At 33.1% G+C, this 15714-nt stretch carries 14 protein-coding genes; 6 read left to right on the plus strand and 8 right to left on the minus strand.

Annotated features, from left to right (window positions below):
• Window positions 1–8: 8 nt before the first annotated feature.
• Together ACFSTE_RS20750 and ACFSTE_RS20755 are read right to left on the minus strand one after the other, a co-directional pair.
• Window positions 9–1844 (minus strand): type VI secretion system baseplate subunit TssF, encoded by a 1836-nt coding sequence (locus ACFSTE_RS20750; RefSeq protein WP_176030680.1) that lies wholly within the window; start codon window positions 1842–1844, stop codon window positions 9–11.
• Between the two features lie 7 nt (window positions 1845–1851).
• The gene (locus ACFSTE_RS20755; RefSeq protein WP_176030681.1) at window positions 1852–2283 is read right to left on the minus strand and encodes a GPW/gp25 family protein; all 432 of its coding nucleotides are present in this window, start codon (window positions 2281–2283) and stop codon (window positions 1852–1854) included.
• 203 nt (window positions 2284–2486) lie between these two features.
• Here ACFSTE_RS20755 and ACFSTE_RS20760 point away from each other — a divergent pair, with 203 nt between their 5' ends.
• The 6 genes from ACFSTE_RS20760 (at window position 2487) to ACFSTE_RS20785 (ending at window position 8260) form a co-directional block, all read left to right on the plus strand.
• On the plus strand, window positions 2487–3110 hold the full coding sequence (locus ACFSTE_RS20760) for a C40 family peptidase (RefSeq protein WP_176030682.1): 624 nt from the start codon (window positions 2487–2489) through the stop codon (window positions 3108–3110).
• A gap of 20 nt (window positions 3111–3130) precedes the next feature.
• Window positions 3131–4054 (plus strand): hypothetical protein, encoded by a 924-nt coding sequence (locus ACFSTE_RS20765; RefSeq protein ID WP_176030683.1) that lies wholly within the window; start codon window positions 3131–3133, stop codon window positions 4052–4054.
• Window positions 4051–4920 carry a TssN family type VI secretion system protein gene (locus ACFSTE_RS20770; protein ID WP_254884051.1) on the plus strand — a complete coding sequence of 290 codons (870 nt, stop codon included), beginning with the start codon at window positions 4051–4053 and terminating at the stop codon, window positions 4918–4920. Before ACFSTE_RS20765 ends, ACFSTE_RS20770 begins: the two co-directional genes overlap by 4 nt.
• A 261-nt stretch (window positions 4921–5181) precedes the next feature.
• On the plus strand, window positions 5182–5571 hold the full coding sequence (tssD, locus tag ACFSTE_RS20775; protein WP_176030684.1) for a type VI secretion system tube protein TssD: 390 nt from the start codon (window positions 5182–5184) through the stop codon (window positions 5569–5571).
• A 125-nt stretch (window positions 5572–5696) separates the two neighbouring features.
• Entirely contained in the window at window positions 5697–7892 is a 2196-nt protein-coding gene (locus tag ACFSTE_RS20780) for a PAS domain-containing sensor histidine kinase (protein ID WP_378254267.1), read from the plus strand.
• Window positions 7889–8260, plus strand: coding sequence for a response regulator (locus ACFSTE_RS20785; protein WP_378254265.1), 372 nt, complete (start codon window positions 7889–7891; stop codon window positions 8258–8260). The genes ACFSTE_RS20780 and ACFSTE_RS20785 overlap by 4 nt, the downstream gene beginning before the upstream one ends.
• 80 nt (window positions 8261–8340) lie before the next feature.
• Here the strand turns inward: ACFSTE_RS20785 and ACFSTE_RS20790 are convergent, their stop codons facing one another.
• The 6 genes from ACFSTE_RS20790 to ACFSTE_RS20815 all read right to left on the minus strand — a co-directional run bounded on the left by ACFSTE_RS20790 (window position 8341) and on the right by ACFSTE_RS20815 (window position 15473).
• Complete coding sequence (locus ACFSTE_RS20790; RefSeq protein ID WP_176030687.1) at window positions 8341–9693, minus strand: DUF5458 family protein; 1353 nt, start codon at window positions 9691–9693, stop codon at window positions 8341–8343.
• Window positions 9694–9703: 10 nt separating this feature from the next.
• Window positions 9704–10150: a hypothetical protein gene (locus ACFSTE_RS20795; RefSeq protein ID WP_176030688.1), complete on the minus strand. Its 447-nt coding sequence runs from the start codon at window positions 10148–10150 to the stop codon at window positions 9704–9706.
• 60 nt (window positions 10151–10210) lie between these two features.
• The gene (locus ACFSTE_RS20800; protein WP_378254263.1) at window positions 10211–12688 is read right to left on the minus strand and encodes an ATP-dependent Clp protease ATP-binding subunit; all 2478 of its coding nucleotides are present in this window, start codon (window positions 12686–12688) and stop codon (window positions 10211–10213) included.
• A 122-nt stretch (window positions 12689–12810) separates the two neighbouring features.
• Entirely contained in the window at window positions 12811–13920 is a 1110-nt protein-coding gene (locus ACFSTE_RS20805) for a DEAD/DEAH box helicase (protein ID WP_176030690.1), read from the minus strand.
• 92 nt (window positions 13921–14012) lie between these two features.
• Entirely contained in the window at window positions 14013–14339 is a 327-nt protein-coding gene (locus ACFSTE_RS20810; RefSeq protein ID WP_378254261.1) for a hypothetical protein, read from the minus strand.
• A gap of 240 nt (window positions 14340–14579) precedes the next feature.
• Window positions 14580–15473 carry a DUF72 domain-containing protein gene (locus ACFSTE_RS20815; protein WP_378254259.1) on the minus strand — a complete coding sequence of 298 codons (894 nt, stop codon included), beginning with the start codon at window positions 15471–15473 and terminating at the stop codon, window positions 14580–14582.
• Window positions 15474–15714: the final 241 nt, after the last annotated feature.

Consider the following 15714-nt stretch of genomic DNA (forward strand, 5'->3'; position numbering starts at 1 on the left):
AGTTCATATTAGTTCAATACAGTAATTTTATACGGGAATACATTTAAAGATTGTTGTTCTAGTATTGACAAGATATTACTCTTTAAAGAACTCCATTCCTCATCTAATGTCATTACTTCTTTATTAGGCTGTATTATAATTTCCATACAAGGTACAAGTCCTTTGTGAATTTCTATAGATGTTTTAAACCCCTTTACAACTTTTACCTCTTCTATTCGTTCCCCGCAAAACTCATAACACAATGCCTTGACGTCTTCTTTGGTTACAATACGGTTTCTGGATAACAGTGCTCTTCTATACGCCTGTAACCTTTCTTCCATACTCAGATCATTCTTCCCCTGAAAAGTTGTTGTTAAAAATACACTTTTATTTTGCTTGAGATCACTTCCCTGATAAATATGTAATGAATTTCCTTGTTTTATCTGGTTGGCTTCTTCTCCATTTGTCACCCAATACTCAATAAGCAGCGTGTCTTTCTTTTGTTTTGGTTTCACCGAAAGATATGTAGTATCCATCAAAGAAGTATTCATATCCATAATCTTCTTTTCCAGTAGCGAAATGTTCTGGTTTAACTCGTCAATATTAGATTGGAGAAAATCATTTCCAAAAAAAGAAAACGAAGCACTCTCACTCTTTAACAATTCTATTAGGTGTGCCAGATATTCTTTTGCTTTTCTCGAATCTAGTTTTCCTACATTGTCTCTTCGGATTACATAGGTCCCTTTATGATCTTCGGAGGTATCACTTTCTCTCAGTTTATAATCTATACCCGAGGTATTAGCGATCTGTTTTACATCCAGAAATAAATCCTGAGTACTGATTGGTACAATATCTATATAATCTTTTAGCTGATATGAAATATGCTCCCATTTTCGATTCAGCGCCGGAAAAGCATTTAAAGAACAAAATGCATTTTCTAAAATATTATCATCTATTATCCGGGGAAATACAATTTTAATCCAGTTTAGTTTTTGTAGTTCTTCATGCGCTTCAAAATCGACTATCTCAGATAAGTCATCAGGAATACTCCCTTTATTACTAAGCAATACATCTGATTTAAAGGATACGAAATGTTTTTCATACAGCGTTTTAATCTGTCCTTCTATATTTCTGGTCTTATTAGGTTTATACTCAAAAATAGAATTCAAATGATCTCTTGCGGAAATTTCACTATTACTGTAGCCTGCTATTGTTTTTATTTCCTGGTTATCAAAAAAGAATTCTGCATTCTTAAGATGGTGATAGAAGAGCTCTTTCTCATAAACATCTAACAATTCATTATAGAGGGAAACATCTTTAAGATTAAGCTTATTATAAGAAGTTTCTATACCGATATATAAAACCGAAAAAGGTAGTTTCTTTTTACTTTTGAAAGACAGGTCAAAATCTGATTTTTTCTTTCCTTCTAGTACATATCCTTTGTCTCCACAGATCATATGAGTAATCGAAGCATCTACCATCCTAAACTTCTGCACAGAAGAAAAATATATATTTTTCAATTCCTGCCCTGCATTTTTGACCCTAATTTTCTTTTTATAATACTGCAAATGCTCTGGTGTCAGATCCAGTACTTTTTCCACCGGTTCTGAATATACAATACCATGAGCAGGCTTAGCTCCATAGATTGTTTCGGGGGTCATCAACTGGATTAATCGTTCTGTAACCCGAACCTGAGAACTATCTATTTCATTTGATATTTTTTCTATTTCCGAAGCACAGGCTCCTATCAATAATGATACTAAAGGATCAAAAGAGCTTTCTATTTCATTAGCAGAAACTCCCCATAGGGAAGCTGCCTTCTTGATCATTCTGTTTTTAATTTCTATTTCACTTTCTGCCCCCATAAGTATTTTAAAATGATAGTGGTGCTATATAAAATTTTTCTAGACAAGAAAAAGGTTCGTTGGTTTGTTTCAGAATCCCATTTACTACAATATCTACCCGTTTTTTAATTCTGTTAACACTATCATGACGATTCAGCTCTTCTTGTTGTATATCTACTTCTACTTTTATGTTTTTGAGTCTTTTCTCATGGCTGGTAATGCTTTCCACCAGAGAATCTGCAATTACATTTTTAAGCTTATTTGTACTTGCCAGGTTATCAAAATCAATATTCCATATCGAACAACCAAAAGACTCATCAAAACTACACTCTCCATAATATGAAGTGGTTACCAAGTGAATAAAGTTAACAATTGATTGTTTTAATTCTATTTTATCAACTTCTTCATTTTTAATAATGCCACTGGTATCTAAAGGTATTTTATAATAAGATGTGATCATAGAAGTCGATGGTTGGTTTATATTGCTGTAAAAAGGAATTCGCAATTTAATAAAGATTTTATTTAGATACATCAACAGACCCTGCAAACTTCCTTAAAATTATCTTAATATTTTAGGTTATGAAAAATTAATATTTTATATAGATTTGAAGACTCTAAATATCTTTGAACTTTTTTTATATTTGTGTAAATTAAAAATCGAGAATGAAATTACTTTTAAAAACCTTATTATTAATCAGTATTTTTATAGGAATTGCTAGTTGTGGAGGTGCAAAAAAAGCATTGGCTGAAGCAAGAGAAAAAGCAAGAAGAGATTCCATTGCTTTAGCTCAAAAAAATGCGATCCTTCCTATCCAAAACAAATACGGAACTATCCTGAATGTAGCTCCAAAAAAAATTGATAATATCCCCTTATTTAAGTTTATTGATGACTGGATGGATACTCCTTACAGAATGGGAGGAGAAACCAAACAAGGGATTGATTGTTCTTTCTTTTCTCAATATTTATATCACGATATTTTTGATGTCCTCATAGAACGTACTGCTCAGAAGCAATACGATGCGCCAGATACAAATAAGTTTCTTGGGCAAGAGTACTTAGTCGAAGGAGACCTTATATTTTTCAACAAACAAGGCTCTGAGCATTATCCTATTACCCATGTTGGAGTCTATCTAAAAAACGGAAAATTTGTACATTCTACGGCACGAAGAGGAGCTTCTGGAAAAAACGGAGTTCAAATTAGTGATCTAACCAAGGCTCACTGGCAAAAAATGTTTGTCTCTGCCGGAAGAAAGCCCAGAACCGCTAAGACCTCTGATAGCCAGTAATATCATTAGAGGGGGATGTAATGAAAGAACAAAATATAGAATACATATATCAAGAATTACTAACTGTCTATCAAAACCTGAAAGCTGAAGTTATTGTTGCTGAAATCCTAAGTAACTCTTCTATGAACTTTTCAGACATTGATATTAGTAATGAAAGTGTATTTTCCCGGTCATATCGAAGAGACATTATAGACACGAAGTTTGATGTTTTTTCCGGTAAAAGTGATAAGATAAAACTTAGTCTGGCCAGAAATGGAATTTATGATAGCCTTCCTGAAGGCGTGTTTCATCGTCCTATAGATTCCAAAGACAAGACATCTTATAACGAGATTCGAAAAAGGTATAAAAAACAAGAGAAAGACGCCAGAAACTTTTTTGCTCCGTTGGAAAATGAGTTTTTCACACAACAGGTAAAAATCGAACAAAATGAGCGATTACTCATCAACAAATTTACCAACCTCAAGAATGATTTCTTATTAAAATTTTGGAAACTAAACGATGACATTCCTAAAGAATACAGTATTAAATTACTACAACTCCTCCCTTATGTACATCAGATTTCAGGAAATTTAGAATTGACAGCCTTGAGTCTCGAAAAGATTATCAACGAGAAAGTCGAGATCCAGCGTAAAGACAAAAAAATATCAGACCATATAAAAGAATCCTTTAGATCGACACGATTAGGAGTAGACATGACACTAAGTTTAGAAGAAACAGCTATCTACTACCCTTCAGTTACTATAACCATAGGTCCTGTAAAAAGGAGTAAAATGAAGAATTACACAAAGAATGGTGTTACTAAGAAATTTATTAGTACCTTTTGTGACTATTTCCTTCCAATGGAAATGGACTCCGAATTAACCATTCTTTCTTCAGAAGAAGAAAATACTTTTACAATAAATAAAGAAGACAGCCCTAGAATAGGTCTTACCACAACAATATGAATTTAATGATACTTTCAGCAATTGGATTTGGTTTTTTAAAAATAGGAGTACTACTGATGGCAATCAGTGGGCTACTTATGGGATTAGTAGGAAAACTAAGAAAATTACTTTTAAAGAATAAAAAGAAATTTTTCCTTTACGTGATTGTCACTTTGCTTGTTTTTGGCGCTACGGGGCTCTTAGCAAACCAAAATGTGCTCAATAATATTCCAATCAATAACTTTATTGCTTTTCAGGTTATATTTTTGTTGTTAGGGATTCTTCATGTTATTGCATTAAGGCATTTTTTTCCTGATTTATCAGAAAAGAAAACCTTTTTCTGGCACGAGTTTCTATATACAGTTGTAATCTGTCTTCTTGGTCTGACTACCTTTATGTTTGTTGTAGAGCAATACAAACCGGATTACATATACCTCTTTATGGCTTCTGCTATTTTCTTTATTATTCCATTTATGATTGTAAAGACCTATGAGTATTCCATATCCGTCCCTGTAAAATATTATAAGAAGTGGCACTACCCTATCGGAAAAAACATAAAAGACCCTTCTGATGATGAGTTAAAAAACCCATTAGTTATTTCTTTTGAATTTAATAAAGATGAAACCGAGGATGAGGTAAGTAATTTTAGACTTAAAGCTCCTGAAAAAATGGAATTCGGAAAACTATTTTACTTCTTTATTAATGATTATAATCACAGACATCCAGAAAAGAAAATTAAGTTTTTAGACAAAAAAAACGAACCTTACGGATGGATATTCTACACCAATCCAAAATGGTATAAATCACAAAGGCATATCGATTTTAACAGAACTATTGAAGGTAACGGTATTGCAGAAGACGATATTATCATCTGCAAAAGAGCTTGATTTTTATCAAGATAAAAATCAAAAAAAGCAGTTTTTGACAAGTTGTCAAAAACTGCTTTTTTTGTCCTTAATCTAACTCCTTTCTTTTATTAAGAAGATTACAATAGCTTTTTTCTTACAAATAAAACAATATTACTGTTTTTAACTTTTCTATAACAAATTAGATTTTTCCTAGGCTCTTATTTTCACTAATTTAGACCTGTGCAAGTCACATTTTTATATTTATTATTACGTTTTATTAACATTTAAATTTTATTAATTATGTCTTTTAAAGCCATTTTAAAAATTGGAAACGACGAGTTTAATGTATTATCATCTAGCTATGGATTATTCCAGGAAACTGATGCAACTGGTAGACCTTCTACTATTACAAGAGGAGGAAAAGTAACTGTTGCTGTTGAGTCTACAGGGAGTGATGTACTTTCTAACTTAGCGTTTAACAACTTCCAGACAACTAACGCAGAATTAATCTCTATTAAAAGAGATACGGACGCTACGTTAAAGAAACTGGAAATCAAAAATGCGTATATCGTTAAGTATACCGAAAAATTTGATTCTACTGGGAAAATCCCAATGTATGAAGAAATTGTTTTCTCTGCACAAGAAATTGTTATGGGAACTGCTTCTCATGCTAATGAGTGGGCTATCTAATAACACTCAAATACTTAAAAGAAAAGAGGAACGTTGTTCCTCTTTTTTTATGCAAAAAAGTTCAACTTATCTATTATTGTATGTAGAAATCATTTTGTAACTTTAGAAAGACCAATCTAAACTCCATGATTTTTATCGAAAAACAGCATAAAGAACTTCTCAACTCCTCGCTTCTTTTTCTTTTTACACTTACCAAAAAAGGGGCTATTGTTGATTATAATACTATTTGTAATTCGTTATCATCTACCCCGATCAAAAAAGACAACACTGCACTTGCCGACCTACTTATAGACGATGATATCATCCCCTTCAATGAGGTGATGAAACTCCTGACTGAAACTAAAAAACCAGTAGAAAGAACCCTTCGTTTCCCATCAAACGAAGGACTTATCCACTTAAAATTCTCCTTCTTGTTTCATGAGGATTACATATATGCTACAGGAATAAACATTACCAAAGAAAGTGATAACTTATTCAAGAAAGGTGCTATCAAAAATTTTAAAACAGGAGTTTGGAATTATGATCTAAAAAAACAAAAACTAACATGGTCTCCCGAATGTTATGCCATTTTTGACCTCCCAAAAACCACAACAATAACACTCGATCAAAGCATTTCATATTATCCCGAAAAAGTTCAAAACACAATAAAAGAGCACCTTACTGACTTGGTTAACAATAAAACGTGTTACACTTTTACAGAACAAATAACAACAAAAAAAGGGAACATTAAGTGGGTTCGGGTACTTGCTGAGCCTATCTCTCACAAAGGAATCGTTATTAGTATCAATGGCAGTATCACGGATATTAGTGAGCGCAAAACCTATATAGAAAAATTAAAATACAACGAAGAGACAAAACGACTAGCCTTAAAAGGGATCCGATCCGGAGTTTTTGATCTTATTATTGACAAAGAGGCTGTGTTTTATGGCGACGATTTCAAAAAAATGCTTGGTCTCTCATTAGAACAAGATTTTATTCCTTTAAAAACTTATAGGGAAATGATCCACCCGGATGACTATGATGGATACATAAAACGCTACCATAAGAATATAGAACAAGACGGATATTACTATGACAATGCATATCGCCTCAAACATGCGTCCGGTGAATATCGGCATTATGAAATTCACGGATATCGAAAAAAAGATAAAAACGGAAAAACGGTAAGAATGATCGGGAATCTTATCGATGTACATCAGAAAAAATTAAACAAAAAAATCATTCGTGAAAACCAAAACAGACTCAAGGCTATTGTTAATAATGGTTTTATCTATACAATTTTATTAAACCCTGAAGGAGAAATACTGCTCGCTGATGACAATTCTCTGGAAATTATAAAAAAAGGCTTTAATATTAATCCTATTAAAGAAAAATGTCGTTTTATCGATATCACCCCTCTAAACTTTAAAAATACATTCGCTTATGAATTTAATAATGCCTTAAAGGGAAAAAACATCAAGAAAGAAATCGAACGCATTACGTACAAAGGATCTATTCAATGGCTGGAAATTAAATACACTCCTATTTATGAAAACAAAAAAACTATAAACTCTGTTCTGATAAGCTTCTTAGATATTACAGAAAGAAAGCTGGCAGAATTAGCCACCAAAGAAGCCCATATCAAAGAACAGGAATTAAGCAGCTTAAAATCTAATATCCTTTCTAATTTTAGTCATGAAATCAGAACTCCTCTTAACGGAATTATGACTATCAGCAAACTTTTACTAGAAGAAACAGATCCCGAAGAGCAAGAAAAATTACTGGAATACATGGAAACCAGTAAAAAACGACTCCTAAAAACATTAAACAATCTATCAGATTTTAGTGAAGCCGCCGCAATTAAAAAAAATCTCACATATACTAATGTTGATGTGAATTATGCTGTAGAATCTTCTTTTAGAGAATACAGACATATGGCACGAGCAAAAAAATTAGGATATGATATAAAAATCAGTGAAGAATCTCCTGTGAGTTTTATAGACGAAAGTCTTTTTAGGAGTGCATTGAATAACATTATACACAATGCGATAAAATATACCAGCGAAGGTAGAATAGATATCTCTATTTATACTAAATCTTTAAAAGATTTTATTTATATTGCTATAAAAGATACCGGTATTGGAATTAACAAAAAGAATCAAAAAAAGATATTTGATCCTTTTGTCCAGGAGAGCATTGGATTCAGCAGAAAGTACGAAGGCACTGGTATCGGATTAAGCCTTTCCAAACGATACATAGAAATACTTGGAGGAAAAATAAAAGTGAAAAGTCAATTAGGCGAAGGAACTGAATTCGTTATTTTAATCCCCATTAAAAAATGAACATACTATACGTAGAAGACAATAAAATCAATGCTATAGTTATGCATAAAATGCTATCCAAAAACACAGCAAAAGTAGTAATAGCTGAAAATGGACCCGATGCATTAGAAATGGTATCTCAAGAAAATTTTGATTTAATTTTAGTAGATATAAATCTAGGAGCTAACCAGATGGATGGCTGCGAATTATTAGAAAAAATCAAATGTCTGGAAATAACCAAAGGGATTCCAGTATTTGCTGTTACAGCTTACGCCATGCCTGAAGACATTAAAAAATTCAAACAGATAGGTTTTGATAAATACTTCCCGAAACCCGTTAATTTTGACAAACTGCTCTCTACCATCTCTAAGCTAAAAGCTGTCTCTTAATAAGAAAAGAGCAACTATCACTGAAGTAACAATTGCTCTTTGTATTTTTATTCACTATTAAAAGTGAATCATATAATTAATTACTGCTGCTCATAATCAGAGTCCCACTCTGTACCTTCATCTCCTTTTTGACCATCCATCTTTATCATAAAGTTTTTAGCCGGGAAATATGGTTTCATATGAATATCCAGAAATACCCTATCTTTTTGTTGCGGATCTTGCTCAAAACGCTTTACTTTAAAATCCTCAATCAATTTATCAGGACCAGAAATACTATCTAAAAATTTCACAATCTGCCCCATTAATTCTTTTCTGGTTCTAGCATTAAAGTTCTCAAACGCTCTTCTGTTAAGAAAATCCATCAGCACCTTAGTAACATAATCAAACACCCTAACTACAGAATATGTTTGTAGCCCAAGGTTATCTCCATTAAATAGTGTCTTAGCAGAAAAAGCCATTACTTTCCCATACTCATTCACCATAGGAACCAATCCTTGCTTCTCTAATTGTGCTATTTCACTCTTTTTAAGATCAAAACGCACTCCATCTACTTCATTAATACCTCCGTGTTTCTTTCCTGCAGTCACCTGAGACATTAAGGTTTGATATATCTTACCTGCCAATGCACTAGATGGCGGTACAAAAAGATCTTCATCTTCTCCTACCTCATCGTGCTTTCCTCTTCCTACTAACCAGTTACACGCCATAATAACATTAGAACGGTATTTATCTCCTCCTGTAAGATTAGCCGCTTCGAACAACTCCATCACATCATCTGGTTCATCCAAATGTTCGAAATCCGTTATCAACATTACTTTATTATCATGCGCTATTTTTGCCCATTTCTCTACCACCTTGTTAGAACCTAAGTACCCTGGAATCACCAATAACCCATAGTTATCTCTCAGATCTAATCGATCATATCCCTGTACTAATTCTTCCTGAATAGCATCGATAAAGCGGGTATTATCAAGATCTTTGACCTGCTCTAACTCAGCATTAACAATATTGATATTTTTGATCTTGCTCTCGTCTGTATTTTTATAGAACAGAGCAACAGATCGATATGACTGTTCTAGTTCTCTTGTTTGCTCTAAAGCAGCACCAAGGTTTCTCTCTAGTGATTTTCCAGCAATTTCTGATTTCTTTTCAGACTCTTCAACCATTGCAGGAATATCTCCTTCTATCGATAAAATATCATTCCACAACTCCAGTGTTTTCTGAAGTTTTTCTCTTTCTAATTTCTTAGAAGACTCCGTAAGGAATATTTTCTTTCTTGCTTTTCTTTCTGGATTCAGGTTTTGCACATTATCGATACAAGCCTCTAATAAATCAAATCCTCCATACTTAGCCAGCTTTTCTTCGTTTATCTTTAACTCCTTTGCCGGGTTCTCTATATTTATATTTTGTTGCGCTTGTTTTGCTTCTGCCATGATTTCTTTTTTAACCTTGTTGTAATTCTGCTATTAACGATTGAATTGAACGAATAAGTGCTTGCTTCGCATCAGGGTCTGCCAAAGCGCTTTTTAATATCTTATTCGATTTTAATTGCTTCACAATCTTTAGATATTGATCCTTTTCCGTATCAAGGTCATTGATAAACTTACTCTGATTCGTTATTCCTTTTTTACCGAAATCACCCAGGTTATTAAATCGAAGGGTTTCTTTGGTTTCTACCCCATCTGCATCTTCGAATTCAACTTCTACTTCTGGCTTATAGTGTTCAAAAACTGATTCCACATTTGTTAGTCCACTTACAACCTTTGGTTTAATCGGCTGATCTTGTGTCAATTTTTGTACTAACAAAGTTTTGTTTTGTCCAATTTCCTGTATTGCCTCTGCTGCATCTGTTTTTACTTCAGTGCCTCCTAATCCATACGTATTACTCATAGTACTCTTAATAAATGATTGTGAATGTTAAATATACTAATTTTATTACTGGAAACTAATTTAATCATATTTCCACGTTAACTTTTCTTGTTCTACATCTAAATGAACTTTTGCTCCCTTCCCTATTTTTCCGGTAATCAGCATTCTGGAAAGAGGGGCTCTTAATTCTGTTCTTATTATTCCACGCAATGGTCTTGCTCCATACTTAGGGGTAAACCCTTTAAGCGCTAAGTATTCTTGTGCTTTCTCTGTCAGCTCCAATGTTATTTCCTGTTTCCCCAATGCTTTGTGTAAATCTTTTAACTGAATATTAAATATCTTCACTACATTCTCTTTGGTTATCGGTGCAAAAGGAATAATTTCTGTTAACCTCCCCAAAAACTCTGGCCTGAAATGCCTGGACATAATTTCTAATAAGTCTGATGATTTTGGAATCACCTCATCTTCAAAAGATTTTACAACATGATCACTTCCTATATTTGAGGTAAATAAAATCACTGCATTCGAGAAATCTCCTGTTTTCCCTAATCTGTCATTTAATTTTCCTTCATCTAATATCTGCAAAAAAATATCAAATACCGAGGGATGTGCTTTTTCTATTTCATCAAACAGCACAATAGAATATGGTTTCTGTCTAATTTTATTGACTAACATTCCTCCTTCTTCATATCCTACATATCCCGGAGGCGCTCCATATAACAAGGCTGCAGAATGCTCTTCTTTAAATTCAGACATATCAAAACGAATAATCGCTTCTTCTGTTTGAAATAAAAATTCTGCCAGTGATTTAGCTAATTCTGTCTTTCCTGTCCCTGTAGGCCCTGTAAAGAAGAAAGAACCAATCGGTAATCCCGGCTTACTTAATCCTGATCTAGATTCTAAAATAGAGTCTGTAATTATCTTTACTGCATGGTCTTGCCCTATTACTCGTTTTTTTAACAGCTCTTCCATCTGCAACAAACGCTCTTTCTCATCTGCTTGTAATTTACCTACCGGAATACCTGTCTTATTAGCAATCGTCGCCGAAACATCATTTTTGTTAATCTCCCTGTTCTCTGCCGCTGCACTTGCTTCAAATTTATTTAGAACAGTCAAAATATGAGATTTGTTTTCTGCAAAACTTTCTCCTTTTAGCAAGGTGTCTTCCTCTATCAGTTCACTGAACAACAAATAACTAAATTTATTTTTTAAATCATCAAACAGCCACTTGCTTTCTTCTACCTTTTTCAGCTCATCTCCTTCACTAGCTTCAATCACTTCCAGACTTTCTTTTACCAATGCTATTTGAGCGACAGTAGTCCCCAGCATATACCTGGTAGCTGACATTGTCCTATCTATCAAATCTATAGCTGAATCCGGTAGGCTTCTATCTTTACTGAATCGCTTAGCCAATCGTATTGCTTCTTCTATGGTATGATCAGAAACTTCCAGATCGTGATGAGCTCTATATTTTTCAATTGTATTCGAAATCATTTTTAGCGCTTCTTTTTCTCCTGGTTCTTCTAAATCTACATTTTCAAATCGTCTGGACAGTCCTTCATCTACTTCTATATGTTTTCTAAAAGCATCATTTGTTACAGTTGCAATAAACGTAACTTCTCCTTTTGCTAATTCAGATTTAAGAATATTAACCAATCCTTGGTTCCCATTATTTTTATCTGTCAGATTATTGAGCTCATCGATCAGTAGAATTGGTTTATCAAACTGCTTAATAGCTGTCAGTATTTTTTTGAAACGATCTTCTACTTCACTCTTATAACTGGCTCCAGAAACCATATTAATAAAATCAAGCTCATAGATCTGAGCATGTTTCAAAATTTCAGGTACAGTTCCGTTTACCACTTCATTAGCAAAACCGTCTAGCAAGACTGTTTTTCCTACTCCTGATTCTCCGGTAATTAATACATTAGGTTTTGATCTTCTTCCTAATATTTCTGTAATCATTTTTATTTCAGCATCTCTTCCAAAGACATCTTCCAATCCATTGTTTTGAGCTTCTAATGTTTTATCAACACAAAACTGCTCTAAAACACTTACATCTATATTTTTTCCATCTTTGGTCTGATGTGTTCTAACCGTTTTTGTTCCTTGTACACTCTTTCCACTTTGTCCAGCAGCAATAAGTAGATCTTCTGATTTTAAGGGAAGAGTCTTTAGTTGTTCATAAGAAAATCCAACCCCAGGAGTACAAATAGAAATCAAAAGTCCCAGAGGTGTAATAGTATCTTCTCCTAATTTTAGCTTTATGGTATCTGCTTCTAATAAAACCGAATCTACTGATTTATCACCGTATAATTCATCCGGAATAGAAGTCACTCTTGGGAGTGCTTCAATTCTAACTTCAGCCCATTCTTCTATATAATAGATATCCCCATCTATCTGCTTAAAAAAATCCCGTAAGCCTACATCTTTATGAAGTAATGCTTTTAAAATATGCGCTGCATTATACGTATCATTGTAATATTCTTTTGCCAAAGATTGCGCAATATGGAAAGCTGCATCCGCCTTTTTATCTTTTAGATAATCTAATAATTGCATGAAGTTGATTATTGGTATAATAAACAACTAAATAACAAAAAAAATGTTAGAGCTCAATATCGTCAAATGATAAAATTTTATTAATAAAATTTTATCATTTCATCTTAAACTAATCACAAAAACTATCGAACCTGACTAAAATGTATTCCCAATTCTTTTTCCAGATTCCGCAAATATTTTACTTCCTGCCTGTTAATTAGCACCAAAGAAAGCCCTTTATTTCCTGCTCTTCCTGTTCTGCCACTACGATGAGTATAGTATTCTGTTTGATCGGGAAGTTGGTAGTGCACGACAAAAGCTAAATTAGCAACATCAATTCCCCTGGCTGCCACATCAGTTGACACCAACAATTGCAAGGATTCATTTTTAAACCCTCTCATTACTTTATCTCTGTCCTTTTGTGTCATCTCTCCCTCTAACAACCCTACTTCATAATTTTTAGCTTTGAGTTGTTTGGAAAGTGTTCGTGCAGCAACTTTAGTTCTGGTAAAAATAATTCCACGCTCTTGTTTCTGGGACTTCAAGAAGTAAGTCAACGTATCTAATTTATTCACTTCTTCTCCAACCACAAAATGATGCTCTATATCTTTATTTACAGCATCTTCTTTGTCTATTGTTATTCTTGTAGCATCTTTTCGTACATAAGTATTGATAATATCATTTAGCGAAGCGGGAATGGTTGCTGAAAACAACCAAATATTTCGTTTTCCTTTCGTTTTGGACAATATAGCAGTTAACTCTTTTTTAAACCCCATACTCAACATTTCATCCGCTTCATCCATTACAATGGTTTTGACTTTTGAAATATCAACTACATCACGATCAATCAAATCGATCAATCGTCCTGGAGTAGCTACTATGATATGTGTAGGGCGTAGTACTCTGGAAATTTGTCTTTCTATTTTTTCTCCTCCATAGACAGATTCTACAAAAATTTTATCAGTATACTTTGTAAATTTAAACAGCTGTTTTGCTATTTGTTGTCCAAGCTCTCTTGTAGGAGATAATATCAAGGCCTGAACTTCTTTTTTTTGAGGGTTTATTTTGGATAGCAAAGGAACGCCAAAAGCAGCAGTTTTTCCTGTTCCTGTTTGTGCTTTCCCTATAAAATCAATCGAATCGTGTATTAAAAGAGGAATCGATTTTTCCTGGATTTTTGTGGGAGTAACAATCCCCATTTCTTTTAATCCTTTATTTATATTTTTAGGAACTCCTAAATCAGAAAATTTCATGGTATGCCTTGTTTAGGCGACAAAAATAACTGAAATAATTATTGGATTATAATTCTATCGGAATAAAAAACAATTTCAACAACAATCTGGTATTAACAACTAATATTAATAAAATAGTGAAACAATTGCTTTTTGGTTGTTAATCCTCTTTTATGGTTATGCGATTTAGTCATACAGAAACCTGCTGAGCAATTTACATCCGAATTTTCATCAGAAGACAAAATATCAATCATTGATAATGCATTCGTTTTCAAAGAGTCAATTACTATCACATTAACAATTTCAGAACTATAAGCGCATACTTTTTTTGCATTACATGTGTCATTTTTCACTTCATGCAATTCGTGTACATGATGAATATGCTCGTCATTTTCTAGAGATGTTTGGGCAATTAGAGTAGTGTAAGAAAAAACTAACAATGCGAACGGTAGGATATATAAAACTTTTTTCATGGCGGCTGGAATTAAGTTGATTACAATAATTTTGATACACTACAAAGTAACTGCATAAAAACAAATACTTTCGTTATCTGTCGTCGAAATGCACAAAACCATCGTTAAAATACACTTTTGTACGATTAAATGCAATTTTATCCCTTAAAAAACAGGCTTACACCATAAAAAAAACTTATTTTAACTACTGTAAAACCGTAAAATAAATTAAAATAAGCTTAACTCATTAGGGTTTTCTCCAGGTAGTTTCAGGCTTGTTCCTAAAGAAGCATTCATCTTCTCTATAAAATACTTAGATAATAAAGGTGATTCTTCTTCTATGTTTTGATGTACAAAAAAATGAATATTGCGGAGTCCTTCATTTTTCCATTTTATCAGACGTTCTACCCAAGCATCCAATCTGCTATAATCAGATTCGTGATTAGCTCCTACATAACGAATAAATGCCTCATTAGTAGTTAATCGCATATGTAATAAATCTCTTCTCCCCGCTGTATCCGTCAATACGTTAGTAATGTTATTTTCTGACAACAAAGAAGCTAATTCTGTTGCTATACTATTTTCATTGTACCAATCTGTATGCCTAAACTCTATTGCCAACCTTATTTCTTTTGGCCATCTTTCTACAAAACGTATAACTCTATCAAAGTCTTTCGGTGCAAAGTTGCTATGCATCTGTAAAAAAATCGTACCTAGCTTTTCTTTCAGATGAATAACATTAGCCAAATAGCTATCTACATAAGGATGCACCTCTTCATTCAATCTTTTTAGATGCGATACATTCTGTACCAGTTTTGGAAAAAACTTAAAACCTTCAGGTGTTTTATGATACCATTTCTTAAACTGGTCCTCCGGAAAAATCCGATAGAATGTTGCATTTAATTCGATGCAATTAAATTGATTAGCATAATACACCAATTCATCTTTAGTCCCTCGTGGATAAAACCCTTTTAAATCTTGTTTATTCCACTTTGCACATCCTATATAAAGTGACAATGGAGCTGTCGTTTTTGTGGAGTTTAATACCGATGCTGTATCTGTATGATCCAGAGGCAATGAAAAATCTATTAACTCCGGACGCTCAACTTTTCCGAATTTCATCTGTTTTTACAATTATTTTTTTTATGAAGAGAACTCTAATACTCATTGCTATTTCTTTCTTTTTTCCCTCCCGGTTATTTTATTTCTTATATAGAACCCAGACGATAAAAATATTGTTTTATTTTATCAAATTGTAATCAAATGTTTATTAATTATTCTCTCTTTTTAAATGTTTATAAAAAGTGCAAAACTCAACAAATCAACTTGTAACACTTCCCAAACATTTAAGTATTTTTAAGAA

The organism is Aquimarina hainanensis (assembly GCF_042684685.1).
In the GTDB taxonomy this organism is placed as follows: Bacteria; Bacteroidota; Bacteroidia; order Flavobacteriales; family Flavobacteriaceae; genus Aquimarina; species Aquimarina hainanensis.

Bases quoted from the DNA above. Each gene is read 5' to 3' on its own strand.
- ACFSTE_RS20770 (WP_254884051.1), top strand. From the start codon at position 4,051: ATGAATTTAATGATACTTTCAGCAATTGGATTTGGTTTTTTAAAAATA.
- tssD (WP_176030684.1), top strand. From the start codon at position 5,182: ATGTCTTTTAAAGCCATTTTAAAAATTGGAAACGACGAGTTTAATGTA.
- ACFSTE_RS20815 (WP_378254259.1), bottom strand. From the start codon at position 15,473: ATGAAATTCGGAAAAGTTGAGCGTCCGGAGTTAATAGATTTTTCATTG.
- ACFSTE_RS20765 (WP_176030683.1), top strand. From the start codon at position 3,131: ATGAAAGAACAAAATATAGAATACATATATCAAGAATTACTAACTGTC.
- ACFSTE_RS20795 (WP_176030688.1), bottom strand. From the start codon at position 10,150: ATGAGTAATACGTATGGATTAGGAGGCACTGAAGTAAAAACAGATGCA.
- ACFSTE_RS20780 (WP_378254267.1), top strand. From the start codon at position 5,697: ATGATTTTTATCGAAAAACAGCATAAAGAACTTCTCAACTCCTCGCTT.
- ACFSTE_RS20760 (WP_176030682.1), top strand. From the start codon at position 2,487: ATGAAATTACTTTTAAAAACCTTATTATTAATCAGTATTTTTATAGGA.
- ACFSTE_RS20755 (WP_176030681.1), bottom strand. From the start codon at position 2,283: ATGATCACATCTTATTATAAAATACCTTTAGATACCAGTGGCATTATT.
- ACFSTE_RS20800 (WP_378254263.1), bottom strand. From the start codon at position 12,688: ATGCAATTATTAGATTATCTAAAAGATAAAAAGGCGGATGCAGCTTTC.
- ACFSTE_RS20805 (WP_176030690.1), bottom strand. From the start codon at position 13,920: ATGAAATTTTCTGATTTAGGAGTTCCTAAAAATATAAATAAAGGATTA.
- ACFSTE_RS20790 (WP_176030687.1), bottom strand. From the start codon at position 9,693: ATGGCAGAAGCAAAACAAGCGCAACAAAATATAAATATAGAGAACCCG.
- ACFSTE_RS20785 (WP_378254265.1), top strand. From the start codon at position 7,889: ATGAACATACTATACGTAGAAGACAATAAAATCAATGCTATAGTTATG.
- ACFSTE_RS20750 (WP_176030680.1), bottom strand. From the start codon at position 1,844: ATGGGGGCAGAAAGTGAAATAGAAATTAAAAACAGAATGATCAAGAAG.